The 23,215-nt window shown below is 65.3% G+C and carries 22 protein-coding genes; 9 read left to right on the plus strand and 13 right to left on the minus strand.

From position 1 onward, the window contains the following. Window positions 1–65: 65 nt before the first annotated feature. Window positions 66–2,669, plus strand: coding sequence for a bifunctional aconitate hydratase 2/2-methylisocitrate dehydratase (gene acnB / locus AC4QBL_RS03945; protein ID WP_472906558.1), 2,604 nt, complete (start codon window positions 66–68; stop codon window positions 2,667–2,669). 52 nt (window positions 2,670–2,721) lie between these two features. On the opposite strand, the gene AC4QBL_RS03950 is transcribed toward acnB, so the two are convergent. Beyond that, window positions 2,722–3,582, minus strand: a complete 861-nt coding sequence (locus AC4QBL_RS03950; RefSeq protein ID WP_472906559.1) for a Rossmann-like domain-containing protein — start codon at window positions 3,580–3,582, stop codon at window positions 2,722–2,724. A gap of 30 nt (window positions 3,583–3,612) precedes the next feature. After that, window positions 3,613–4,833, minus strand: a complete 1,221-nt coding sequence (locus tag AC4QBL_RS03955) for a hypothetical protein (RefSeq protein ID WP_472906560.1) — start codon at window positions 4,831–4,833, stop codon at window positions 3,613–3,615. A 148-nt stretch (window positions 4,834–4,981) separates the two neighbouring features. Here AC4QBL_RS03955 and AC4QBL_RS03960 point away from each other — a divergent pair, with 148 nt between their 5' ends. Continuing rightward, window positions 4,982–5,641, plus strand: a complete 660-nt coding sequence (locus tag AC4QBL_RS03960) for a DUF2238 domain-containing protein (protein ID WP_472899461.1) — start codon at window positions 4,982–4,984, stop codon at window positions 5,639–5,641. Window positions 5,642–5,662: 21 nt separating this feature from the next. On the opposite strand, the gene AC4QBL_RS03965 is transcribed toward AC4QBL_RS03960, so the two are convergent. Then, the gene (locus tag AC4QBL_RS03965) at window positions 5,663–6,913 is read right to left on the minus strand and encodes a methyltransferase (RefSeq protein ID WP_472906561.1); all 1,251 of its coding nucleotides are present in this window, start codon (window positions 6,911–6,913) and stop codon (window positions 5,663–5,665) included. A 178-nt stretch (window positions 6,914–7,091) separates the two neighbouring features. Here AC4QBL_RS03965 and AC4QBL_RS03970 point away from each other — a divergent pair, with 178 nt between their 5' ends. Beyond that, on the plus strand, window positions 7,092–7,841 hold the full coding sequence (locus AC4QBL_RS03970; protein ID WP_472906562.1) for a tRNA-uridine aminocarboxypropyltransferase: 750 nt from the start codon (window positions 7,092–7,094) through the stop codon (window positions 7,839–7,841). Window positions 7,842–7,859: 18 nt separating this feature from the next. Here the strand turns inward: AC4QBL_RS03970 and AC4QBL_RS03975 are convergent, their stop codons facing one another. Beyond that, a complete protein-coding gene (locus AC4QBL_RS03975; protein ID WP_472906563.1) occupies window positions 7,860–8,306 on the minus strand; it encodes an SRPBCC family protein in 447 nt (148 codons plus the stop codon). A gap of 69 nt (window positions 8,307–8,375) precedes the next feature. Further along, a complete protein-coding gene (locus AC4QBL_RS03980) occupies window positions 8,376–9,020 on the minus strand; it encodes a hypothetical protein (protein ID WP_472906564.1) in 645 nt (214 codons plus the stop codon). Window positions 9,021–9,248: 228 nt separating this feature from the next. On the opposite strand from AC4QBL_RS03980, the gene AC4QBL_RS03985 reads away from it, so the two are divergent. Together AC4QBL_RS03985 and AC4QBL_RS03990 are read left to right on the plus strand one after the other, a co-directional pair. Next, window positions 9,249–10,184, plus strand: coding sequence for a M14 family metallopeptidase (locus tag AC4QBL_RS03985; protein ID WP_472906565.1), 936 nt, complete (start codon window positions 9,249–9,251; stop codon window positions 10,182–10,184). 27 nt (window positions 10,185–10,211) lie between these two features. After that, window positions 10,212–10,934: an SOS response-associated peptidase gene (locus AC4QBL_RS03990; protein ID WP_472906566.1), complete on the plus strand. Its 723-nt coding sequence runs from the start codon at window positions 10,212–10,214 to the stop codon at window positions 10,932–10,934. A 42-nt stretch (window positions 10,935–10,976) separates the two neighbouring features. Here AC4QBL_RS03990 and AC4QBL_RS03995 read toward each other — a convergent pair whose 3' ends face one another. The 3 genes from AC4QBL_RS03995 to AC4QBL_RS04005 form a co-directional block, all read right to left on the minus strand. Further along, entirely contained in the window at window positions 10,977–11,888 is a 912-nt protein-coding gene (locus AC4QBL_RS03995) for a bile acid:sodium symporter family protein (protein ID WP_472899454.1), read from the minus strand. Window positions 11,889–11,923: 35 nt separating this feature from the next. Then, the gene (locus tag AC4QBL_RS04000) at window positions 11,924–13,672 is read right to left on the minus strand and encodes an AMP-binding protein (RefSeq protein ID WP_472906567.1); all 1,749 of its coding nucleotides are present in this window, start codon (window positions 13,670–13,672) and stop codon (window positions 11,924–11,926) included. Window positions 13,673–14,053: 381 nt separating this feature from the next. Beyond that, entirely contained in the window at window positions 14,054–15,721 is a 1,668-nt protein-coding gene (locus AC4QBL_RS04005) for a 4-hydroxyphenylacetate 3-hydroxylase family protein (RefSeq protein WP_472899452.1), read from the minus strand. A 290-nt stretch (window positions 15,722–16,011) separates the two neighbouring features. On the opposite strand from AC4QBL_RS04005, the gene AC4QBL_RS04010 reads away from it, so the two are divergent. Together AC4QBL_RS04010 and AC4QBL_RS04015 are read left to right on the plus strand one after the other, a co-directional pair. Continuing rightward, window positions 16,012–17,211, plus strand: a complete 1,200-nt coding sequence (locus AC4QBL_RS04010; RefSeq protein WP_472906568.1) for a serine hydrolase domain-containing protein — start codon at window positions 16,012–16,014, stop codon at window positions 17,209–17,211. 134 nt (window positions 17,212–17,345) lie between these two features. Continuing rightward, on the plus strand, window positions 17,346–18,299 hold the full coding sequence (locus AC4QBL_RS04015) for a chemotaxis protein (RefSeq protein ID WP_472899450.1): 954 nt from the start codon (window positions 17,346–17,348) through the stop codon (window positions 18,297–18,299). Window positions 18,300–18,315: 16 nt separating this feature from the next. Here AC4QBL_RS04015 and AC4QBL_RS04020 read toward each other — a convergent pair whose 3' ends face one another. Next, window positions 18,316–19,302 carry an FG-GAP repeat domain-containing protein gene (locus AC4QBL_RS04020; RefSeq protein ID WP_472906569.1) on the minus strand — a complete coding sequence of 329 codons (987 nt, stop codon included), beginning with the start codon at window positions 19,300–19,302 and terminating at the stop codon, window positions 18,316–18,318. Between the two features lie 166 nt (window positions 19,303–19,468). Between AC4QBL_RS04020 and yghU the strand changes: the two genes are divergently transcribed. After that, window positions 19,469–20,293, plus strand: a complete 825-nt coding sequence (gene yghU / locus AC4QBL_RS04025) for a glutathione-dependent disulfide-bond oxidoreductase (protein ID WP_472906570.1) — start codon at window positions 19,469–19,471, stop codon at window positions 20,291–20,293. A gap of 32 nt (window positions 20,294–20,325) precedes the next feature. Here yghU and AC4QBL_RS04030 read toward each other — a convergent pair whose 3' ends face one another. From AC4QBL_RS04030 to AC4QBL_RS04040, 3 genes are all read right to left on the minus strand, one after another. After that, window positions 20,326–21,000: a nucleotidyl transferase AbiEii/AbiGii toxin family protein gene (locus AC4QBL_RS04030; RefSeq protein WP_472906571.1), complete on the minus strand. Its 675-nt coding sequence runs from the start codon at window positions 20,998–21,000 to the stop codon at window positions 20,326–20,328. Between the two features lie 28 nt (window positions 21,001–21,028). Then, window positions 21,029–21,544, minus strand: a complete 516-nt coding sequence (locus AC4QBL_RS04035) for a helix-turn-helix domain-containing protein (protein WP_472906572.1) — start codon at window positions 21,542–21,544, stop codon at window positions 21,029–21,031. Between the two features lie 97 nt (window positions 21,545–21,641). After that, a complete protein-coding gene (locus tag AC4QBL_RS04040) occupies window positions 21,642–22,049 on the minus strand; it encodes a phage holin family protein (protein WP_472906691.1) in 408 nt (135 codons plus the stop codon). Between the two features lie 174 nt (window positions 22,050–22,223). Here AC4QBL_RS04040 and AC4QBL_RS04045 point away from each other — a divergent pair, with 174 nt between their 5' ends. Next, a complete protein-coding gene (locus AC4QBL_RS04045; protein ID WP_472906573.1) occupies window positions 22,224–22,718 on the plus strand; it encodes a hypothetical protein in 495 nt (164 codons plus the stop codon). Window positions 22,719–22,952: 234 nt separating this feature from the next. Here AC4QBL_RS04045 and AC4QBL_RS04050 read toward each other — a convergent pair whose 3' ends face one another. After that, window positions 22,953–23,204 carry a nucleotidyltransferase family protein gene (locus AC4QBL_RS04050; protein WP_492131630.1) on the minus strand — a complete coding sequence of 84 codons (252 nt, stop codon included), beginning with the start codon at window positions 23,202–23,204 and terminating at the stop codon, window positions 22,953–22,955. Window positions 23,205–23,215: the final 11 nt, after the last annotated feature.

The following is a 23,215-nucleotide window of genomic DNA, read 5'->3' on the forward strand; positions in this document are numbered from 1 at the left end:
TTGCAGCCTGACGATTGCTTTTTTCAAGACCCACGAACACTTCCCCTTTATTCCTGGAGAACGCCATGTCCGCAACCTTCCTGACCGACTACCGCGCCCACGCCGCCGAACGCGCTGCGCTGGGCATTCCTCCGCTGGCGCTTGACGCCAAGCAGGTCGCCGCCCTGATCGAACTGATCAAGGCCCCGCCCGCTGGCGAAGACGCCTTCTTGATGGATCTGCTGACCCACCGCGTGCCCCCGGGCGTGGACGACGCGGCCAAGGTCAAGGCCAGTTTCCTGGCCGCTGTGGCTCACGGTGAAGTGCAGGTGGGCCTGATTTCCAAGGCCAAAGCCACCGAGCTGCTGGGCACCATGGTGGGCGGCTACAACGTGCACCCGCTGATTGAGCTGCTGGACGATGCCGACGTGGCCGCCGTGGCTGGTGCCGCGCTGAAGAAAACACTGCTGATGTTCGACTTCTTCAACGACGTGGCCGAAAAAGCCAAGGCCGGCAACGCTGTGGCCAAAGAAGTCATGCAAAGCTGGGCCGACGGTGAGTGGTTCACCAGCCGCCCCGAAGTCGAGAAAAAGATCACCGTCACCGTGTTCAAGGTGCCGGGCGAGACCAACACCGACGACCTGTCGCCCGCCCCGGACGCCACCACGCGTCCGGACATCCCCATGCACTACCTCGCGATGCTGAAGAACACCCGCCCCGACGCGGCCTTCAAGCCCGAGGAAGACGGCAAGCGCGGCCCGATGCAGTTCATTGAAGACCTGAAGAAAAAAGGCAACCTCGTGGCCTACGTGGGCGACGTGGTCGGCACCGGCTCCAGCCGCAAGTCGGCCACCAACTCGGTCGTCTGGGCCACCGGCCAGGACATTCCGTTTGTGCCCAACAAGCGCTTTGGCGGCGTCACCCTGGGCGGCAAGATCGCTCCCATCTTTTTCAACACGCAAGAAGACTCCGGCTCGCTGCCGATCGAAGTGGACGTTTCCAAGCTCGAAATGGGCGACGTGGTGGACGTATTGCCCTACGACGGCAAGCTGGTGAAGAACGGCGAAACCGTGGCCGAGTTCAAGCTCAAGAGCGACGTGCTGTTTGACGAAGTGCGCGCCGGTGGCCGTATCAACCTGATCATTGGCCGCAGCCTGACCGCCAAGGCCCGCGAATTCCTGGGCTTGCCAGCGTCCACGCTGTTCCGCCTGCCCAGCACCCCCGTGGCCACCAACGCCGGCTTCACACTGGCGCAAAAAATGGTCGGCCGCGCCGTTGGCCTGCCAGAAGGCCAGGGCGTGCGCCCCGGTACCTACTGCGAGCCCAAGATGACCACCGTGGGCAGCCAGGACACCACCGGCCCCATGACCCGCGACGAGCTGAAAGACCTGGCCTGCCTGGGTTTCAGCGCCGACCTGGTGATGCAGTCTTTCTGCCACACCGCCGCCTACCCCAAGCCGGTGGACGTGAAAACCCACCGCGAACTGCCCGCCTTCATCAGCAGCCGCGGCGGCGTGGCCCTGCGCCCCGGTGACGGCGTGATCCACAGCTGGCTCAACCGCCTGCTGCTGCCCGACACCGTGGGCACTGGTGGCGACAGCCACACCCGCTTCCCCATCGGCATTTCCTTCCCCGCCGGCTCCGGTCTGGTGGCCTTCGGTGCCGCCACCGGCGTGATGCCGTTGGACATGCCCGAGTCGGTGCTGGTGCGCTTCAAAGGCGAAATGCAACCTGGCGTGACCCTGCGCGATCTGGTGCACGCGATTCCGCTGTACGCCATCAAGCAAGGTTTGTTGACCGTGGCCAAGGCCGGCAAGATCAACGAATTCTCCGGTCGCATTCTGGAAATTGAAGGCCTGCCCAACCTCAAGGTCGAGCAAGCGTTTGAACTGTCTGACGCGTCCGCCGAGCGCTCGGCTGCCGGCTGCACCATCAAGCTCAACCCCGAGCCGATCAAGGAATACCTCACCAGCAACATCGTGCTGATGAAGAACATGATCGCCGACGGCTACGAAGACAAACGCACCCTGCAGCGCCGCATCGAAAAGGTGGAAGCCTGGTTGGCCAACCCCAACCTGCTCGAAGCCGACAAAGACGCCGAATACGCGCACGTCATCGAGATCGACCTGGCCGACATCAAGGAACCCATCCTGTGCTGCCCGAACGATCCGGACGACGCCAAGTTCCTGTCTGACGTGGCCGGCACCAAGATCGACGAAGCCTTCATCGGCTCGTGCATGACCAACATTGGCCACTTCCGCGCCGCCGCCAAGCTGCTGGGTGGCCAGCGCGACATCCCCGTCAAGCTGTGGGTGGCACCGCCCACCAAGATGGACGAGAGCGAGCTGATCAAGGAAGGCCACTACGCCAGCTTCGGCGCAGCCGGTGCCCGCACCGAAATGCCGGGCTGCTCGCTGTGCATGGGTAACCAGGCGCAGGTGCGCGAAGGCGCCACCGTGGTGTCCACCAGCACCCGCAATTTCCCCAACCGTCTGGGTAAGAACACCAACGTGTACCTGGCCTCGGCTGAGCTGGCGGCCATTGCGTCCAAGCTGGGTCACATCCCCACCGTGGCCGAGTACCACGAAGCCATGGGCATCGTGAACAAGGACGGCGCGGCGATCTACAAGTACCTGAACTTCGATCAGATTGAAGAGTACGCAGAGACCGCCAAAGGCGTGACGGCGTAAGCCTTTTGCACCCCAAAAAAGCGGCCTTCGGGCCGCTTTTTTTTATGGGTCGCTAAAGTCCGGTCAACCGACGCCAGCCCGGCCAGGTGTCTCGCGCAATGGCGAACTTGCGGGTGCTGGCGCTGAAGCTCTCGCCGTTGGCCATGGCGTCAGCGAAGGCGATCGGGTTCGTCACGCGTGTGCCACCGAGCAGCGTCACGCCACGCTCGAACAGCGCGTCGGGCCATAGCCCTGCCGAAGGGCCGATGACGGCGAAGCGTGTCGCCTGTGGCGCAGACGCCAGCATCTCGTCCAGCGTGTCGTTGAGCAGCATGGTGGAGGTGCCGACCACCAGGTTGCAGGTGCCCAGCAGTGTGCGGTCCAGGCCAATGTTCACGTCCGGGTAGCGCCCGCGCTGGAGCGCGACCATCTCGGCGTTCATCTCCACCACACTCAGGCGGCCACCAGCCTCGGCCACACGCCTGACCAGGGGCGGAAAGAACCCGATCATGCCCAGGTGGTCCTGGGGCGTGAGCTCAATATCGCCCAGCGAGTTGCCGGCCGGCGGTGGCTCGTAGCCCACTTGGCGCCAGACCGAATCGGTGAGGGCATTGATCGCGGCCAGCGCGATGGCGCGTTCGACCGCACGGCCATGCTGAAGCGCCTGGGCCAGTGCCAACGGGTCGGCACCTGCCAGTGGCCGGGAACCACCGCCATGGCTGGCCAGGAGTGCATTCAGTGTGTCGCCCAGCAGCACGTAAGACAGACCAAAGGCGCCGTCCTCCAGCTCGATGGCGCAGAACTCGGCATCGTGTTCGCCGGTTGTGTCTGGGCGCCGCGGCACATGCAGTTGCGCCACGCGGGGCGGCGCAAAGTGGTTCCCCAACAGGGTGAGCTGATCGAGCAACGACTGGGCAATGGGGTGTGTTGTCATGGCGGTGCCATTGTCCCGCAGGCTGGTCTTTCAGCTCAGGGCCATGGGTTCGGTTGTCTTGCCATGTTCTGTGTCTTCATGGTGCTCGTTCACCAGCGCCATGGCCTGGCGCTCGGCGCCGTTCAACACGTCCATGGCAACGGCGCTGCCCGGGTTGACGGTGATCACGCCCAGGCCCACCTGAGGCACAAACGCCTGGTAAGTCTCTGCCTCATCCACCACGGCCACGGGTTGGGTGGCCATGGACTTCAGGCGGTCCACCGTTTCGCCGGCCGGCGCGGCGTGTTTGTCGGTGGGCAGCACCACCACAAAACAGCGCGGGTGGTAGAGCCCCACCACGCAGCGAAACCCGGCCGCGCGGCGAATGCGGGCGGCCATGGTGGCCAGAATCTGGTGCTCGGCGCCGTGGCCGGAAGGTTCGGCCATTTCGTACAGGTTGCTCAGGTAGAGGCACACCACCGTGCACTCGCCCTGGCGGCGTGCCGTGCGCCAAAACACATGTTCCACTTGCGACAGCAATGCCGAACCCGTGACCAGGCCAGTGGCTGGCTCGGCCCCGGCTTGTAGCCGAGAGAGGCGGGCAAGCTGCCGGTTTTGCTGGTTGCGGATGAACACCAGCACCGTGGAAACGATAAAAAACGCCACCGTGAACACAGCGGTCAGCACCCAGGTGAACAGGCCGAAGCCCGGTACCTGTAAGCCGCGCAGGTAAATGCCGCACACCGTGGCCGCCAGGCAGGCCACCGCCAGGCCCATCCAGCGCGCCAATGGGTCGCCCAACCGGGCCGCTCGCCACACCGCCAGCGCGGCCAGCAGCACCGGCACCATGTTGACCGCCGCAGCCACCAGCAGCAGCGAAGTGAAATGGGTCGCTTCCGTCTGGCTGCCCACCACCGCCAGCACCAGCGCAGCCAGCAACACCAGCGCACCGCCCCAGGCCGTGAGCCGGTGCACCAGGTTGTCTTCACGCACACCGCCCAGCCAGTTGCCCAGAAAGTACAGGGCCATGGCGCCCGCCAAGGGTCCCAGGCTGGCTTTCAGCACCATCAGCAAGCGCGCTGGCAGGTGGGGGAAAAACACCTCGGGCAGACCCGTAACCGGCACGCAGCTGGCCCCCGTGATCACCACAAACACCAGGTTGCGTACCGAACCGACCGTGCGGTTTCCAAGGGCGTCCACCAGCGACAGGGCCAGCAGTGTCAGCAAGCCGCCCAGCATGGCCGACCAGACCGCAATTTCAGAAATAAGCATGCGGCGATTATGGTGGTGCATCCACAACGTTCTTGAGGCTTAAATCACATGCGCGGTGGGCAGGTTGCATCCAAATGTTGCAGGTAGCGTGTGGGTACCGGCGAAGTCACCCGCGCAAAACAACAGCCTGTCAGCCTATCATGGCCACATGTGGACTCAACGCCCCTGGCAAGTACTGCGCAGCCAACCGATAGCGGTTCAGGTGATCTGGGCGGTGCTGCTGGTCGAATGTTGCGTGGCGCTGTGGGAACGCCAGTGGCCCCTGGCCGGCGTGGCCGCCGCCACTTTTTTGCTCACGCTGCTGCCTCTGCTGCTGGTCAACCGCATGGGCATACGCCTGCCCACGGCTTTTCTGGTGGGCATCACCTTCTTTGTGTTCGCCACCATTTTTCTGGGCGAGGCGTTTGACTTTTACAACCGCTACTGGTGGTGGGACATGGTGCTGCACGGCGGCTCGGCCATGGCGTTTGGCCTGCTCGGTTTTCTTTTTGTGTTCATGCTGTTCGAAGGCGACCGCTACGCTGCACCCGCCTGGGCTTTGGCGCTCATCGCATTCAGCTTTGCCGTCACCATCGGCGCGCTGTGGGAGATTTTTGAATTCGGCATGGACCAGCTCTTTGGCATGAACATGCAGAAGTCGGGCCTGATGGACACCATGTTTGACCTGATCGTGGATGTGATCGGCGCCAGCGTGGGCGCGCTGGCCGGCTATCTGTACTTGACGGGCCGCAACATGGGCGGTTTCACCGGTGTGCTGCACGACTTTGTGGACCGCAACCGCAAGCACTTTGGCAAGCGCGACCGCTGACGCGCGCTTTGGCTGCCAGGCTTATGGCACGGCCACACCCAGGCGCCACAGCGAGGTCACTTCGGCCGAGCGCGCGCTGTGCAGCGGGTCGCTGGCGTTGCTGGCTTTGCTGTGGCGGGGCTTGGCGTCCAGACGGCCCAGCACCTGCAGGCCGGCTTGCGCGATCCAGCCCATCAGCTCGGCGCGGCTGCGCAGGCCCAGGTGCTCGGCCAGGTCGGACAAGATGAGCCAGCCTTCGCCCCCGGGCGCCAGGTGTGCGGCCAGGCCGTTCAAATAGCCCTGCAGCATGCGGCTGCCTTCGTCGTACACCGCATGTTCCACCGGCGAGCTGGCGCGGGCTGGCAGCCACGGCGGGTTGCACACCACCAGCGAGGCCTGGCCGGGCGGAAACAAATCGGTTTGTAATAAGGTCACGCGCTCGCTCACCCCCAGTTGCGTCAGGTTGTCTTGTGCGCAGGCCAGGGCGCGTGGGTCCAGGTCGGTGGCGGTGATGGGGCCCACGCCACGGCGCGCCAACACAGCCGACAACACGCCCGTGCCGGTACCAATGTCAAACACCGGTTGCGCAGCACCTTCGGCCGCTCGCGGCAGCGGTGCCTGGGCCACCAGGTCGATGTATTCGCCCCGTGCCGGTGAAAAAACGCCGTAATGCGGAAACACCCGGTTGAGGGGTGGCGCGCCCAGCGCGGGAATTTCCACTCCCACGCGGCGCCATTCTTCGGCGCTGGTGAAGCCCAGCAGTTCGCGCAAAGAAGCCACCGAGTCCATGGCGCCCGGCTCGGCGGCGCCCCAGGCGTGGGTGCAGGCCTGTTGCACGTCGGGCGCGCGGCGCAGTTTCAGGGTGTGGTCGGGCTCAAAGCGCAGCAGCACCATGCCGAGCGTGCGGGCCCGCTGTGCTTGCGCTTGGCGGTGTTTGTGAAAGGCTTCCGCGCCAGCGGGACTGGCGCTGTCAGCAGCCGCAGGCTTGGCGGCCTTGCGTTGTTTGCGGGCCGGCGTGGCGTCGCAGCGGCGCGCCATGGCCTGCAGCAGCTGGCGGGCGTTGTGAAAGTCGCCACACCACAGCAGGGCGGTGCCGGCGCAGGCCAGCCGGTAGGCAGCGTCGGCGGTGGTGGTGTCGTCGGCCATCACCACCCGCTGCGGCGCCGGTGCACCCCGTTCGGAGCGCCAACGCGCTGACGCGGCCACGCCGTCGGGCGTGGTCCAGTGAATCAGGGGGTGAGAGGCGGGCAGGCTGGGCGATTCAGCGCACGCAGGAGCGGAAAGCAGCGGCATGGTGAGCGGCCAGAGTGGAAACCGAGATTGTCCACCAAACCCTGGTGGACCCGCCTGAGCCGTTCAGTCACAAAACGCTTGCGTCAGGCTCCTGGCCCAGGGGCTGCCCGCGCTGCGCATACATTCGACGCATGCGCCCTTGCTCCCCACGTTGTTTCGTCCTCACCGGCCTGGCCGCATGAGCCACGCTGTTTCGCGTTTGCGCACTGTGCGCCTGGCCGCCAGCACCAAGCCCTTTGTGGCCCGGGGCTCGGGTGGCGGGCGCTGCGCCGGTTGCCGCCTGGCGGCCAGCCACTGTGTGTGCGCGCTGCGCCCGCAGGTGGCTGTGCGGGCCGGTGTGTGCCTCATCATGGGCGACATTGAAGCGCTCAAGCCCAGCAACACCGGCTGGCTGATTGCCGATCTGGTGGCCGACACCTTTGCCTTTGGCTGGTCTCGCACCGCGGTGGACCCCGCTCTTCTGGCTTTGCTGGCCGACCCGCAGTGGCAGCCCTACCTGGTGTTTCCGGGGGAATATGTTGAAGCGCAGCGCGTGGTGACTGAGCTGGCACCCTGCAGCCACCCCGCCACTGGCGATGCGCCGGGCGGCAAGCGACCGCTGTTTGTGTTGCTGGACGGCACCTGGTCGGAAGCGCGCAAAATGTTTCGCAAAAGCCCTTACCTGGACGCCTTGCCCGTGCTCAGCCTGCACCCGGGCCAGGCGTCCAGCTACCGGCTGCGCCGGTCGTCACGCGAAGACCAGTTTTGCACCGCCGAAGTGGCCGCCCTGTGTCTGGCCATGGCTGGTGAAATGCATGCAGCACACACGCTCACTGCCTGGCTCGACGTGTTCAGCGCCCACTACCTCAGCGCCAAACGCAACCTGCCCCTGGACCGCGCCAGCGAGGCGCACCAGCGTTTGCTTGCGCTGGCGGTGGTGCCGGCCTGAGCGCCTGCGCGCGAACGCTCAGCCCGGTATTTCAGCTTCCACCAGCAGCGCCAGCAGTTGTAGCGACTGCTGCCAGCCCAGGTAACAAGCCTCCACCGGAATCATGGCCGGAATGCCTTCTTGAACCGTCGTCAGCTCGGTGCCCACAGACACCGCCTTGAATGTGACTGTGGTGCGCATTTCCCCAGGCAGGTTGGTGTCGTCAAACACGTCGGTGTTCACAATGCGCTCGTTGGGCACCAGCTCCAGGTACATACCGCCAAACGCGTGGCTTTGGCCGTTGCCCAGGTTGGTGAACTGCATGCGGTAACGCCCGCCCACGCGGGCGTCGATCTCCAGCACCTTGCCGGTAAAACCATGTGGCGGTAGCCACTTGGCCATGGCGTCGGGGTCCAGAAAGGCGCGGTAAACCCGCTCGGGCGGGGCGGTGAAAACGCGGTGCAGGGTGACGGTGCCGGCGGTCATGTCGGGGCCTTTCAGAGGGTGTCAACGGGCAACCATGATGGAGCAGGCGGTGTGCCCGTGTCCACTGGTTCAGCGCACATGCTTCGCTGCATCGGCCACCTCAACGCACTCGACCTCGATCACGCCCTCAAACAAGTCCATGGCGGTGGCCGCCACCTTCGCTGTGTCGATGTAAGCGTAGGCACCCACGCCCACCGCACCCACAATTGGCAGCCAGCGCGCCATGCCTTTGCCCACGGTGCGCCGGGCCAGCTGGGTGCCAATGCGCCGGGTGATGGCGCCCACCAGGCGGGGCGACGCTCGGCGCACCAGCGTGCGCTGGCCCACCCGCACCACCAGGTCGCGCACGCCTTGCCCAGCCGAATGCTGGAACAGGCAATAGACAACCTGCTCTGGCGTCAGCGTCGATTGTTTGCCGTACAGCGCGGCGATGTCGGCCACCAGCTGGCGCTGCATCTTCCACACACCCACCATTTCGGGCAACAGCGTGAGCCATCCCAGCGCACCCGGCGGCAGGGCCAGCGCGCCGGCAGCCAGCGCCGCCTGGGCCGCCGCCGAGTTGGCGTGGCGGCGAGCGTCTTCCTGGGGTTTTTCGCTTTTGCGAAGTTTCGATGTGGGCACCTTGCCAAACAGCGGCAGCACGGCGCGGGCAAACACCGACGTGTCCTGGTCGTCGGTGGGTGTCTTGGCAGAGGGCTTGGCTTCGGTGGGCATGGAGACTCCTGGTTCGATGGCCGTGGCTGCAATGTCTCTCAGCGCTGCGCCACCGTGAACGTGGCCCGCAAGAACGGTTGGTGGTGTGGGGTGCCGAAAGCTTGGCCCTGGAACCGCCACCCCCACCCTCAGCAGCATCACACGCATGGCTGTTTCAGCTTGGGGCGACCCAGGCGGGGCCCGCACCATAATCTATCCGCATATCCACCCATGCCTTGTTGGTTACCCGTGACGCAACCTTTTTTTTACCCCATCGGCACCCCCGGCCAGCCTTGGAACCCTGCAGACGTGGCCGCCTGGCGCGCGCAGCAAGTGCGCCGGCGCAGCTACGCCGACGACGTGCTCTGCGCCCTGCAGCCCCTGCGCGCGCGCTTTGAGGTGTTTCCCTACGGCGAGGTGGTCTACAGCGAAACGCCTGCCACACCTGAGCGCTACCCGCTGTACGCCGTCAGCCCCGGTGCGTGGCAGCCGGGCTTGCCTGGGGTGCTGGTCACCGGCGGTGTGCACGGCTATGAAACCAGTGGCGTGCACGGCGCGCTGCAGTTTTTAGAGCAGCACGCCCAGGCCTACGTGGGCCGGGTCAACCTGCTGGTGGTGCCTTGTGTCAGCCCGTGGGCCTATGAGCGCATTCACCGCTGGAACTTTGACGCCGTGGACCCCAACCGCTCGTTCAAGGCAACCGGCCTTGCACAGGAGGCCGACGCGCTCATGCGCCTGGTGGCGCCGCTGCAAGGGCAGTTTGCAGCCCACATTGACCTGCACGAAACCACCGACACCGACGAGTCCGAGTACCGCCCCGCCAAGGCCGCGCGCGACGGTGAGCCCTTCGAGCCCGGCACCATTCCCGACGGCTTTTACCTGGTGGACGACACCGACAACCCCCAGCCCGCGTTTCAGCGCGCCATCATCAACGCGGTGGAGCGCGTCACGCACATTGCGCCCACCGACGACAAGGGCGAAATCATCGGCTCGCCTGCCGTGGACCGGGGCGTGATCCGCTACGCGCTGCGCGAGCTGGGCCTGTGCGCCGGCATCACCGGCGCGCGCTACACCAGCACCACCGAGGTCTACCCCGACAGCCCGCGCGCCACACCCGAGCAGTGCAACACCGCCCAGGCCACCGCGGTGTGCGCCGCGCTCGACTTCGTGCTCGCGCTGGGCTGAGCCGCACCACCCAACGCCCCGGCGCGCATGTGCACCAACTACAACCCGCCCAACTCGCGCACCGTGCGCGACATGCCCGGCCTGGGCGGCGTGCAGATGCCCACGCAAGACTGGCCACCCGAGACCTTTCCCGGATACGGCGCGCCCATCATCACCCGGGCTGAGCCAGGGCTGGGGCAGGGCGGCGCGGGCCTGGTGTGCGCGGTGGCGCGTTTTGGGCTGGTGCCGCGCTGGAGCCGCAACACCCAGCACGGCAACGAGCTGAGCCGCCGCACCTACAACGCACGCAGTGAAACCGTGGCAGACAAGCCCAGTTACCGCAGCCCCTGGCGCGAGCGGCGTTTTGCGCTCGTGCCCATGCTCAATTACTTCGAACCCTGCTGGGAAAGCGGGCGTGCGCTGCGCTGGCGCATCGCCCAGGCCAGCGGCGAACCCTTTGCCGTGGCCGGCCTGCACGAGCGCTTCACCGACCGCGAAACGGGCGAAACCCTGCACAGCTTCACCCTGCTCACCGTCAACGCTGACCACCACCCGCTCATGGGCCGCATGCACCGCCCGGGTGACGAAAAACGCATGCTCGTGATCGTGCCGCCCACACACTACGCCCACTGGCTCAACGCCTCGCCCGAGCAAGCTGTGCAATGCCTTCAAACACCGTGGGACGTGCCGCTGGCCGGTGAGGCCGCGCCCCGCACCGTGCGGGCCACCAGCGCCCCGCCCGCACCGGCGCAGGGTGCTCTGGACTTTTAATCATCTGCCCGCACCCGCAGGACCCGTGCCCGCGGCGCTTGTTCAGCTGGCCAGCACCGTACCGTCTTTGGCCCGGTCGCGCGCCAGTGCCTCGCGCACGCTCATGCGGCGGAAGAACACCGTCACGATGCTGGAGGTGATCACGATGAAGAGCGAGTACAGCACCGGAATCAGCAGCACCTCTTGCTGCATGGGGCCGGTGAAGGTCAGCGTCACGATCAGCACCGCCAGCGGACCGTTTTGAATGCCCGTCTCCATCGCGATCGTGCGGCTGCGGTTTGGGTCTTGCTTGAGCAGGCGGGCCAGCCCGTAGCCCAAGCCCATGCCGAAAATGCCCAGGCCGATGGCGGCGAAGAACACATACCAGGGCGTGATGGCCAGTAGCGTGTGGTTGCGCGGAATCCAGGTGAACACCAGGAACAGAATCACCGCCACCCCCAGCATGCCGCCCAGCAGCTCGATGGTGGCCCCGATGTTGGGGTTGAGCTTGCGCAGCACCATGCCGATGACGGTGGGCACCAGCAGCACAAACAGCACCTGCGCCACGTTGCCCGCCGGGATCTTGAAGTCGCCGCTCAGCCCGGCCAGCTGCGAATAAAACTCCAGCAGCGCCGGCACCATGCCCAGGGCCACCAGCGACGACACCGACGTCATCATGATGGAGAGCGCCAGCACCGCTTTACTGAAGTAGGTGAAGATGTTGGACGTGGTGCCGCCCGGCATGCAGGCCATGAGGATGAGGCCCACCGTGAGGCCCGGTGACAGGTCCAGCGCCTGCGCCAGCAAAAAGCCCAGCAGCGGCATGATGCCGTACTGGCACAGCAGACCCACCAGCACGCCTTTGGGCTTGCGAAAGGCGATGCGGAAGTCGCGCCAGGTGAGCGACGCGCCCATGCCGAGCATGATGACGATCATCATGATGCCCAGCAGCTTGGTCTCGAATTCGGAGATCATGTTGAAGTTCTCTCTTTAGGGTGAAGGGGTGGCGCTCAACCGCGGTTCAGTTCTTTGGTCACATCCTGGCGCAGGTCTTTGCGCAGCACCTTGCCAATGGGGCTCTTGGGCAGGTCGTCGCGTACCACCACCAGCCGGGGCACCTTGTAGGCGGCCAGGTGCTGCTTGCAGTGGGCGATCACGTCGGCCGGCATCACCTCTTTGGTGTGCTCGGGGTTTTGCACCACATAGGCCCGCACCGATTCGCCCGTCTTGTCATCGGGCACGCCAATCACCGCCACTTCCAGCACGTGGTCCATGTCAGCGATCACGTCCTCCACCTCGTTGGGGTACACGTTGAAACCCGACACCAGAATCATGTCCTTCTTGCGGTCCACGATGCGCATGAAACCGGTCTCGTCCATCACCGCCACGTCGCCGGTGGCAAACCAGCCGTTGTTCATCACCTGGGCGGTTTCTTCTTCGGCGTTCCAGTAACCCTGCATCACCTGCGGCCCGCGCACCCAGATCTCACCGGGCGTGCCGGGGGCCACGTCTTGTCCGTCGTCGTTCACCAGGCGCACGTCGGTGCCCGGCGCCGGAATGCCGATGCTGCCATCGCGCGGCGTGCCGGTGAGCGGGTTGAAGCTCACCACCGGCGCGGTTTCGGTCAGCCCGTAGCCCTCGGCGATCGGGGTTTTGGTCAGCTCGCGCCAGCGCTGCGCCACGGCGGTGTGCAGCGCCGTGCCGCCCGAAATCGAGGCCTTCAGCGTTTTGGGCGGAAAGGCCACAAACCACTCTTCGTTCAGCAGGCCGTTGAACAGCGTGTTGACCCCCGTCATCCAGGTGATGGGGAAGTTTTCCATGGCCCGCTGCAGGCTCTGCACCGGCCGCGGGTTGGGTATCAGCACGTTGTGCCCGCCAATGGCCAGGAAGCCCAGCAGGTTGGTTGTGAACGCGAAGATGTGGTACAGCGGCAGGGCCGTGAGCACACACTCTTGCCCCGGTGCCATGTGGCTCTGGCCCATGGCGCGGGTCTGCTGAATGTTGCTCAGCAGGTTGCCGTGTGTCAGCATGGCGCCCTTGCTCACGCCGGTGGTGCCACCGGTGTATTGCAGCAAGGCCAGATCGTTGCGGCCCACGTCTTTCCAGTAGGTGCGCGCGGGTGTTTTGGCCAGCGTGGCGCGGCCCTGGGCCAGCGCGTCTTTCAGCCGCACATGCGGCACCGTCACTGGCGGCAACACGCGGTTCCAGTAGCGCTGCACGCCCCGCACAATGGCGCCCGGAACGGCAGGGAAAAACTCCGACACCGCCGCCAGCACCACCTGTTTGATGCTGGTTTTGGCCAGCACGCCCGGCAGCTTGTCGGCAAACATGTCCACCATCACCAGCACCTGCGCGCCGGCGTTGTTGAACTGGTGCACCATTTCCGTTTCGGTGTAGAGCGGGTTGGTGTTCACCAGCACGCAGCCGGCCTTGAACACGCCCAGCGCCGCCACCGGGTAGCCCAGGCTGTTGGGCAGCTGCACCGCCACACGCGCGCCGGCCTCCAGCTTCAGCACCCCCCGCAAATACCCGGCAAAGGCGTCAGACGCTTCGTCCACCTGCGCAAAGCTCAGCCGGCCGTTCATGCCGTTGGGCACCACGCAGCTGAAAGCGGCCTTCACCTGGCTTTGCGTTTGCCACTTCTTGCAGCTCTCAAAGGCCAGCTCGGCCAAGTTGCTGTAGGGCAGTTGTTCCAGTTCCTGGGCAATGCCCACTTGCTGGTACGACGCATGCCAGGGGCGCGCAGTGGAATCGGTCATGGGCGGTTCCGAAAAGAGTTGAATAAAAGAACGGTCGTTCGATTTTTGTTGCGCCGATCTTAGTCGGTCAGGCGCGTGTTTCTTGGGGGCCTCAGCCCGATTCGTGTTGGGGTATACCCTCAGAAGCGCTTGGCCGCCCAGGCGCTGTCTGGGCAGCCGCTCCCGTGCCCAAAACCCAGGCCCGCGGCAGGCCCGTGCTTGTTATAGATCCGGCCCAGTGAAGTCTTAAAGTCCGTTCGGGTTGAGCTTGTCGAAACCTTCCTCAGACATGGCACCAGCCCTTCGACAGGCTCAGGGCGAACGGTTGATACCTCATAGAGCCGAATCAATAGCCAGCTTGCGCTACGGTGGGGTGGCTCGCGGGCATTGTTGCGGCCCGGGTCAACCGCCTTGTCGCGACGGCAGTGTGTCCAGCACCGTGGGCAGGTCAACCATCACCGGTTGGCCCGGCACCGTGCAGCCGGTGTCGCAGCATTTGCCGGGCTGCCGGTTTTTGGTGATGGCGCGCGTCGGGTCGTGCGGCGCGGCGGCGGGGCTGCCGTCGGCGGCAATGCCGCGTTCCAGCAAGCGTTCCACCAGCTCCACCTTGCTGCCCACCGGGTAGTTGCGCCATATCTCTTGCTTCATGGCGGCCGGCGAGCCACCGCCGTGCAGGCTGATCACGCTGTACCAGCCGCCCTGGTAGCCTGCGGTCAGGTCTTCAATGAAGCGTGCCGTTTGTATCCGCTGCTCATACGGCACATCGGGGTTGGCGCGCAGCACCTCGCTGAGCTTGGCGCCGGTTTCGGGGTTGTGGTCTTCGTCCGGGCCGGGCAGGGTGACGATGAGGCCGCCGCTCACGTAGTGCGCTATGCGGTGCATGTCGTAAATCTTCGTGGCCAGCAGCAGCTTGCCAATGTTGGCAAACACCGGGTCGGGCATGAAAACTGGGCAGTGCGCGTCGGCCTTGCCATACACGCTGGCCGCCACGCCGCAGGCATAAAAGCCCTCGGTGATGGTGATCAGCTCCACCATCTGTTCGCGCAGGTGGGTTTCCTGCCCGGGGTCAAAGCCATTGGCTTCGCACATCAGCGCGCCCGCGCCAATCAGCAGGTCGCCAAAGCCGGCGCGCGCGCCGATGCAGGTCTGGCGGTGGTGGGTGGCGTAGCTGTAGGTCAGGTGCCCCGAGTGCTCCCATTCGCCGGCAAAAAACACGCTGTCCCACGGCACAAACACCCGGTCAAACAGGCACACCCCCGTGCTCTGGCCGTACTTGCGGCTGAACAGCGCGTCGCCATGCTCCAGCTTTTCGCCAGGGCGCCCCGCCGGGCGTGCCACGATGGTCAGGCCCGGCGCGTCTATGGGCACCGCGCAGCAGACCGCAAAGTCGGCGTCTTCCTGGCCCATGTTGCGGCAAGGCATCACCAGCAGTTCGTGCATGTAGGGCGCGCCGGTCACGATGGCTTTGGTGCCGCTGATGACGATGCCGCGCACGCCGTTGTGCACCGCGTTGCGCTCGACCACATGCACATAGCTGTCCACGTTGGCCTGCTCGTGCGGGCGGCGGCTGCGGTCGCCTTTGGCGTCGGTCATGGCCACACCCAGGGTCAGGTCCTGGTCCTGAATGCGGTGCAGGTAGTTCAGAAAGCGCGCGGTGTGCTCGGTGGTGCCGCGTGCGTCGTCAATGCGCGCGCTCACCTGCGCGATCGCATTCACCGCGTCGTGCGTCAGGTAGCGCTGGGCGCATCCCGTTTCCTGGCAAATCAGGCGCACGGCCTCCAGCTTGTTGAGCAGGTCGCCGCTGCTGGTGTTCAAGTGGCTGAGCCGGTTGACGGTGCGGCCGCTGGTGTGCTGAACCGCCGTCATCAGAGGGGCATACGCCGGCTTCAGGGCGAAGTCGTAGGTGAGGGCCACGGCATTGATGCCGGGCTGAAACGCGCGCTCGTCCGCCACACTGTCCACCCGGCGCCCGTCCACGAAAACCCGGGGTTGGTAGCGGCGCAGCGACTCCCGGTAGTCTTGCCCGCTCATGAGCGTGGGGGTGTCGGGTGTGTCGGGTGTGGCGTTCATGGTTCGGGCCTCGCGTGGTGGGGGGCGTGGTTTCAAAAACAGGTGCGTCTGCCATTGGAGCACCATTCAAATGGGCTTGCACCCACGTGAGCGACAACCCAGGCGGTGCGTCACCCGTGCTCCATCGGCCACCCTGAAAGCCCGCCCGGCGTTCGCGGTATCTTCAGTGTGCAGCGCTGCGAAAAAGCGATACTGGCGCCCGTTGCCCGGTGTTTCGCCGCGTAGGTTGCTCAATTTTCAGCACCGCCCGCAGCCGCCAACCTGCACCCACTTTGCCCAGGAAAACCACCATGAAGTTCAAGAGCATGGCCCTCGTCGGGCTTGTCGCCGTTGCCGCCGCTGGCACCGCAGGCTGGCTGAGCCTGGACAAAGAAACCCGGGGTTTCCTGGCCGCGTTCCCCACCAACCGCGACCTGCTGTTCTGGAGCACGCCGCAGCGCGATGCGGCGTTTCGCGCCCTGGACCGCTTGCCCTTTCTGGCCAAACACCGTGCGGTGCCCGCCGGCACCACGCCGTCCCCGTTGCCACCCGGCCCACCGCTCGCGCTGCCGCTGGACGTGGACGCCTACATGCAAGGCCAGCGCAGCGCCGCGCTCATGGTGCTGCACAACGGCCAGGTGCGGCTGGAGCGCTACGGGCTCGACTTTGACAGCCAGGGCCGATGGACCAGTTTTTCCGTGGCCAAGTCCTTCACCTCGACCCTGCTGGGTGCGGCCGTGCGTGACGGCCACATCAAAAGCATGGACGACAAGGTCAGTGACTACATCGCCGAAATGAAGGGCTCGGCCTACGACGACGTCAGCATCCGCCAGCTGCTCACCATGACATCGGGCGTGGCCTGGAACGAAGACTACGACGACCCGAACTCGGACGTGGCCCAGTTCAACAACCACAAGCCCGACGACGGTGTGGACGCCGTGGTGAGCTACCTGCGCAAGCTGCCGCGCGCCGTGCCGGCCGGCACCCGCTGGCTTTACAGCACCGGTGAAACCAATCTGGTGGGCGTGCTGGTGTCGCGGGCCACGCAGAAACCCTTGTCGAGCTATTTGTCCGAAAAAATCTGGGTGCCCATTGGCATGGAACAGCAAGCCACCTGGATTCTCAGCAAAACCGGGCAAGAAATCAGCGGCTGCTGCCTGCAAGCCGCCACGCGCGACTTTGCCCGCTTCGGGCAGTTCATCTTGAATGGCGCGGTGGTCAACGGCCAGCCCACCGTGCCCGGCGGCTGGCTACAAGAAGCCACCACCGCCCGCACCGGCATAGGCCAGCCCGGGCGTGGCTACGGCTACCAGTGGTGGACGTACGACGACGGCAGCTTTGCCGCCCGTGGCATCTTCGGCCAGGGCATTTTTGTGGACCCGGCGCGCCAGCTGGTGATTGCATCCAACGCCAACTGGGCCAACAACGCCACCGACCCGGTGGCCAGCGCCGCACGCGAAGCGTTTTACGTGGCGGTGCAGCAGGCCGTGGACGCCGAGGCCAAGCAGTAGCACCCCGCAGCGCAGCGCAGCGCAACGCGTGCGCTTAACGCGGCATTTGCGGGGTTTTTCGGCGGCTTTTGTGCGCTTGGCCGCAGAGCCATGGCCCGTACCCTGTGGGGATCACCCCAATGGAGCAAGGCCACATGAGCACCCCGCTGCACGACGCTGACGAGCGCACCAACCTCACGGGCAACAACAAGTTTGAACTGCTGTTGTTTCGCCTGGGCGAGGCGCCGGGCACCGACCGGCGCGAGCTGTTCGGCATCAACGTTTTCAAGGTACGTGAAATCCTGGTCATGCCCACCATCACCGCCATGGCCAATGCGCCGGCCCATGTGCTCGGGGTGGCCAACATTCGCGGGCAAATCATCCCCGTGATCGACCTGCCCGCCGTGGTGGGCTGTGTGCCCAAACGCGGCCTCACCATTTTGATGGTGACCGAATTTGCCCGCACCACCCAGGCCTTCGCGGTGGAAGAGGTGGACGAAATCGTGCGGCTGGAATGGAGCAATGTGCTGGCCTCAGAAGGCAACGGCGGCAACCTCGTCACCAGTATTGCCAAGCTCGACGGCGACGCCGAAAAAAGCCGCCTGGCCCAGGTGCTGGACGTGGAGCAAATCTTGCGCAACGTGATGCCGCCGCCCAAGGAAGACATCACGCCCAAGTCGGTGGGCGCGGCCGTGAGCCTGCCCGAAGGCGCCATCATCCTCGCCGCAGACGACTCCCCCGTGGCGCGCATGATGATCGAACAAGGCCTGAACGCCATGGGCACGCCCTACGTCATGACCAAGACCGGCAAGGAAGCCTGGGAGCGCCTGCAGGCCATTGAAACCGAGGCCCGCGCCGAAGGCAAAACCGCCCAGGACAAAGTGGCGCTGGTGCTGACCGACCTGGAAATGCCCGAAATGGACGGCTTCACGCTCACCCGAAACATCAAGCAAGACCAGCGCTTCAAGTCGATCCCGGTGGTGATCCATTCGTCGCTCACCGGCACCGCCAACGAAGCCCATGTGAGCTCGGTGGGGGCCGACGGCTATGTGGCCAAATTTGTGGCCGCCGAACTCGCCGCCACCATCCGGCAAGTGCTGCGGCACTGAGGTTGCCGAAGCGCGCCTAGTGCGACAGCGTCACCCGCAGTGAGCGCCCGTCGGCCAGGGTGGCGCAGGCGCCTTGGGGCAGGGGCGTGAGCCGCTCCACCACTGCGGGTAGCGGCTTCAGGTCGGCCAGTTCGGTCCATTGGCCCGGGGCGTCCCAGCGCAGCGCGTGCAGGGCGCGGCGCGTCATGTCGGGCACCACAATGGTGGGCCGCTGGCCTGGCTGCTGCACGATCACCGCCAGGTCTTGCTCCAGCGCGCCCATGCGGTGGTTGGACACATCGATGGCCCGCGCAAACGGCACCAACGCCGGCGGCCGGTAGTGCAGCAGCTGCAGCACACCGCCAATGTGCGGCGTGACCACGCTGGCCAGGTCCAGCTGGCCGTCGCCATCAAAATCGGCCACACCCACCGGGTTGAGCCAGCGAAAGGTGGAGCCCGCAAACGGCCCGCGCGCGCGCTCCACCAGGCGCGGGCCTTCGGGGGCGTGGTCCACACCCAGCACCACCAGCGCGGCACCGCGCAGGGTGTCGGCCTCAATCAACACCATTTCCTCGCGCCCGTCGCGGTCCAGGTCAACAATGCGCGGCACCCGGTCTTCGTACACCCGGTTCAGCGGCAGCACCAAAGCCACCGTTTCCCAGCCGCCCGCGCGGGTCTTCACCAGCGCGTGCACACTGCCCGCATGCACCGGCGAGCCCAGCGCACCGTGCGGGTAGCGCCGGGTAGGCGAGCCCAGCCAGGCCCAGGCCAGGTCGTGCCGCCCGGTCACCGCTTGGCTGTCGGGCAAGCGACTGTTGGCCGCTGCCGGCAAGGGCTGCAGCGGCTGGGCGCTGCGCTGCACAGGGCTGCAAGCGTGCGTTTGCGGCGTAACCGTGAGGCCCATGGCCTGTGCAGCGGGCGTGTGCAAGCCCAGGCTGGCCACCAAGGTGGTCAGTGCGGTGAGTGAGGCGAGTGCGGTCAGCGAGCGAGTGCGGGCGGGGTGGGGGCGGGGAGCAAAGGGCATGCGGTCAGTCGTGTGGGGCTGCGGTTCCTTACAACAGCGGCGGCCCCAGGCGCTGCAAACATTGGCCCAGCGGCTTACGATGCAGGGCCGTGGGCAGCGCCGCCCCTGTTGGCGCCGCTTCCTCCTCTTTTTTCCTGGCTGCCATCAGCCCAACCCAACCCACCCCATGAGCGAAAAAACCCCTTACACACCGCCCGCCGTCTGGACCTGGGACCAGGCCAGCGGTGGCAAATTTGCCAACATCAACCGCCCCATTGCCGGCCCCACGCAAGACAAAGACCTGCCCGTGGGCCAGCACCCGCTGCAGCTGTATTCCATGGCCACGCCCAACGGCGTGAAGGTCACCGTGATGCTGGAAGAGCTGCTGGCCCTGGGTCACAGCGGCGCCGAATACGACGCCTGGCTCATCAAAATCAGCGACGGCGATCAGTTCACCAGCGGCTTTGTGGACGTCAACCCCAACTCCAAAATCCCGGCCCTGCTTGACCGCAGCACCGAGCCACCCACGCGTGTGTTTGAGTCCGGTGCCATCTTGTTGTACCTGGCTGAAAAGTTTGGCGCCTTGCTGCCCAAAGCCCACGGGCCGCGCACCGAAGCGCTCAACTGGCTGTTCTGGCAAATGGGTTCGGCGCCTTACCTCGGCGGCGGCTTCGGGCACTTTTACGCCTACGCGCCCGAGAAGTTTGAATACCCCATCAACCGCTTCGCCATGGAAGTGAAGCGCCAGCTCGACGTGCTCGACCGCCACCTGGCCACGCACACCTACATGGCCGGCGACGAATACAGCATTGCCGACATTGCCATCTACCCCTGGTACGGCGGGCTGGTAGAAGGCAAGTTGTACGAGGCCGGCAAATTTTTGTCGGTGCACGAATACAGCCACGTGCAACGCTGGGCCGCAGCTATTGGCGAGCGCCCGCCCGTGCAGCGCGGGCGCCGCATCAACCGCGTGTGGGGCGACGAAGCGGGGCAGGTACCCGAGCGGCACTGAGGCGGTGCCCGTACCCGGTCCAGCTCAGTCCTTCAGGCTGGCGGCAACAGCTTGCGCAGTGAACGGATCTTTTGCCAGAGCACGGCCTTGGGCATGTTCATCGCCATGGCTTGCATGCACCGCTCCTGCCATCCTGGCCGTTCTTGCATACGGTTGATGGCTTTGGCCAGATCGCGCGCCACGGCGGTTCCGTAAGCTTGCTCGGCTTTGGCTAGAGCCTTGCGAAGCAGGGGCAAGCTCAGGTTCATCATCGCCAAGTCGATCACGTCTCGGCTGAACACGCCGTCGTCCGCCTGCTGGTCTGAGTTGGCCAATAGTTTCGACGCTGCCAAGTCGAGCGGCGTGAGCGTACTGATGCCGCACACAACATCGTCTTTGCCCGGCGCCTCCAACACCATGCGCGCCTCACGAACAATTTCGAACTTGATCGCCTGCCCGTCCATTTGCACCGCTGTCCGCAGGCCGTATTGATCGGCGCGCAGCTCCCGCACCATGGTCAGCGGCGGCGTTCCCTCTCGAACCAACGCGTTGAGCCCTTCGGCGCCTGTTAGCCACTGGCGCAGCTCCCGGTAGCCGGTGGCGTCTGACACCAAAAAGTCGATGTCTATCGATTCCCGGTACTCGCCACAGCGCAGGGCAATGCAGGTGCCACCGCCAAACAGGCAGCCGTGCTGCCGCAGCGTATCGCCGTTCAGCGCGCCCAGCACATGAGCAATGCGTTGGTGGTGCGGGCGCTCAAACATGGCGCTCCTCCATCGCCAAAGTGCCGTCACCCAGACCGGCGTCCAAAGCCCGCAGCAGCGCCTGTTCGGCGGGCGACATAGCGGCGGTGTCCAGATGCCGCGCATTGCGCTCGTAAATGCTCAAAGCCTCCAGGGGCGAAATTGTGTCGGTGCCATGCACCTGCCACGCCAGGGCCTTCAACTGCGGGTAGTCAGCCAAGCGCACGCGCACCGGTATCCATTCAGCCGGATCGGGTGGGCTAACGCGTGCGGCAGCGGGTTCGGTTCCTTCAGCGTTGCGCGCCAGCAGTGTCATGCCCAACGCCGCCATGGCATGGGCCCAAGCGCCGCCAGCCACCGAAGGCTCACCCTTTTCTATGCGGTGCAGCGTGACCCGCGACATGCCCGCCGCTTCGGCCGCCGCCGTGCTGCTGACCCGCAGCGCCTTGCGGCGCGCGCGCAGTTGCCGGCCCAAGGCTTGTAGCTGGGTTGTGCCTGGGTCCAGTTCGGGTGGTGTTTCGGCTTTCATATGTTTCTCATAGTGATCAAAGTATTTAATTTGTCAAGTATGAGAAGCACTTATAACCCATAGGCCCCTGCACCGCCGTAGCTGTTTGCGCCGCCCGTTAAAGCCACATGCGCCCTGGCGCAGGGCTGGTCTCTATCTTGTATTCGGGCGACCCGCCCAGCACAAAAGCGCCCAGCACCAAGCTCAGCAGCGCAATGAACATGCTGGCCCACAGCGCCGTCCAGAAACCATCCACCTTGAAGCCGCTAACCAGCTTTGCCACCAGCATCAGCATCAGCGCGTTGATCACCAGCAAAAACAGGCCAAAGGTGACCAGCGTCAGCGGCAGCGTCAGCACCACCAGCAGCGGGCGCACCACCGCATTGGCCAGGCCCAGCAGCAGGGCAGACACGACCAGCGCGCCCGTGCTGCCAAAGCGAATGCCCTTGAACAAGTGGCTGGCCAGCCACAGAGAAAAAGACGTGATCGCCCAGTGCAGAAGAAAGGGCGTGAGGTTGGAGAGCATGGGTGCAGAGCGTTGGTTCAAAGGGGGTTGTGCAGAGGGGCTTTGGCCGCCGGCCCCGGGCAGCGCTTTCAGAGGCGCTGGGGCCAAAAGGCCCAGCGCGGTGTCCTGGGGCGGCATTTGGTTTTCAAGCCCTGCAAAGCGCCCGGTGTTGGCGGTTGCGGCACACTTAGAACCATGAAAAAAGTTATTGCCGTCTTGGTGCTGGTCAGTATGGCATGGGGTGCGTCGGCGCAAAACCTGTGGCGCGACGCGCCCATGCAGGCCAGCCCGGCACAAATTCGCGCCCTTATGCCCGAAGCCCGCGAAACGTCAGCCGCCCAGCGCGCGGCAGACCCCAGCGCCTTGCTCGAAATTCCCAGCACACCCATTGCCGACGAAACCTTCAGCGCCACCTACCATTTCGAGTTCGAGCGCCTGCAGCGCATCCATCTGCGCGCCCAGCCCGCCACCCCCGCGCGCGCCCAAGCCCTGCTGAAAACCTTGCAAGCCTCGCTGCGCACCAGCTACGGCCTGCCCGTCAGCACCCCCTCGCGCCCGGTTGCAAAACTGGGTTCGGTTGACCTGCTGTGGTCCTTCCGGCGCATGACCGTGCAATTGGCCATGCTCGACGGCAAAACGGTGGAGCTCATCTACAGCGCCAACCTGCCGCCCCAGCGGTTGAGCCTTTGAGCGAAGGGCGCTGCAGTGCGCCGGTGAATGGGTGCTTGCCTTCGGAGAGGCTTTGCTTATAGATCAGGCCGAGTGAAGTCTAAAGTCCGTTCGGGTTGAGCTTGTCGGAACCTTCCTCAGACATGGCACGAGCCCTTCGACAGGCTCAGGGCGAACGGTTGATACTTCATAGGGCCGAATCAATATAGCCTCGACGTGCTTTGATCCAGGCCCTGAAAAGCCGGGGAGCGGGAGTCAATTGGACTCTGACCCCGAACACCCATACACAGGCTCCCGGTGGCGGTGGATGCTGGCCAGGACGTAGGGGTTGCGCACCGCACCGGGCTCCACCAGATCCACGCCCCGGCCCAGCAACTGTTCCAGCTCTGCCTTGGCGCCGTAGAAGCTGTGCAGGTCGGGCTGCGCACCCGCTGCAAACTCCACCAGAAAGTCGGCGTCGCTGCTCTCGGGCACAAAGTCGTCACCCCGCGCAGCCGAGCCAAACACCTCCAGCCTGC

The organism is Hydrogenophaga sp. L99 (assembly GCF_058731905.1).

What these genes read in the sequence shown, in the direction of transcription:
- acnB (WP_472906558.1), top strand. Translation starts at nt 66, where the DNA reads ATGTCCGCAACCTTCCTGACCGACTACCGCGCCCACGCCGCCGAACGC.
- AC4QBL_RS03950 (WP_472906559.1), bottom strand. Translation starts at nt 3,582, where the DNA reads ATGACAACACACCCCATTGCCCAGTCGTTGCTCGATCAGCTCACCCTG.
- AC4QBL_RS03955 (WP_472906560.1), bottom strand. Translation starts at nt 4,833, where the DNA reads ATGCTTATTTCTGAAATTGCGGTCTGGTCGGCCATGCTGGGCGGCTTG.
- AC4QBL_RS03960 (WP_472899461.1), top strand. Translation starts at nt 4,982, where the DNA reads ATGTGGACTCAACGCCCCTGGCAAGTACTGCGCAGCCAACCGATAGCG.
- AC4QBL_RS03965 (WP_472906561.1), bottom strand. Translation starts at nt 6,913, where the DNA reads ATGCCGCTGCTTTCCGCTCCTGCGTGCGCTGAATCGCCCAGCCTGCCC.
- AC4QBL_RS03970 (WP_472906562.1), top strand. Translation starts at nt 7,092, where the DNA reads ATGAGCCACGCTGTTTCGCGTTTGCGCACTGTGCGCCTGGCCGCCAGC.
- AC4QBL_RS03975 (WP_472906563.1), bottom strand. Translation starts at nt 8,306, where the DNA reads ATGACCGCCGGCACCGTCACCCTGCACCGCGTTTTCACCGCCCCGCCC.
- AC4QBL_RS03980 (WP_472906564.1), bottom strand. Translation starts at nt 9,020, where the DNA reads ATGCCCACCGAAGCCAAGCCCTCTGCCAAGACACCCACCGACGACCAG.
- AC4QBL_RS03990 (WP_472906566.1), top strand. Translation starts at nt 10,212, where the DNA reads ATGTGCACCAACTACAACCCGCCCAACTCGCGCACCGTGCGCGACATG.
- AC4QBL_RS03995 (WP_472899454.1), bottom strand. Translation starts at nt 11,888, where the DNA reads ATGATCTCCGAATTCGAGACCAAGCTGCTGGGCATCATGATGATCGTC.
- AC4QBL_RS04000 (WP_472906567.1), bottom strand. Translation starts at nt 13,672, where the DNA reads ATGACCGATTCCACTGCGCGCCCCTGGCATGCGTCGTACCAGCAAGTG.
- AC4QBL_RS04005 (WP_472899452.1), bottom strand. Translation starts at nt 15,721, where the DNA reads ATGAACGCCACACCCGACACACCCGACACCCCCACGCTCATGAGCGGG.
- AC4QBL_RS04010 (WP_472906568.1), top strand. Translation starts at nt 16,012, where the DNA reads ATGAAGTTCAAGAGCATGGCCCTCGTCGGGCTTGTCGCCGTTGCCGCC.
- AC4QBL_RS04015 (WP_472899450.1), top strand. Translation starts at nt 17,346, where the DNA reads ATGAGCACCCCGCTGCACGACGCTGACGAGCGCACCAACCTCACGGGC.
- AC4QBL_RS04020 (WP_472906569.1), bottom strand. Translation starts at nt 19,302, where the DNA reads ATGCCCTTTGCTCCCCGCCCCCACCCCGCCCGCACTCGCTCGCTGACC.
- yghU (WP_472906570.1), top strand. Translation starts at nt 19,469, where the DNA reads ATGAGCGAAAAAACCCCTTACACACCGCCCGCCGTCTGGACCTGGGAC.
- AC4QBL_RS04035 (WP_472906572.1), bottom strand. Translation starts at nt 21,544, where the DNA reads ATGAAAGCCGAAACACCACCCGAACTGGACCCAGGCACAACCCAGCTA.
- AC4QBL_RS04040 (WP_472906691.1), bottom strand. Translation starts at nt 22,049, where the DNA reads ATGCTCTCCAACCTCACGCCCTTTCTTCTGCACTGGGCGATCACGTCT.
- AC4QBL_RS04045 (WP_472906573.1), top strand. Translation starts at nt 22,224, where the DNA reads ATGAAAAAAGTTATTGCCGTCTTGGTGCTGGTCAGTATGGCATGGGGT.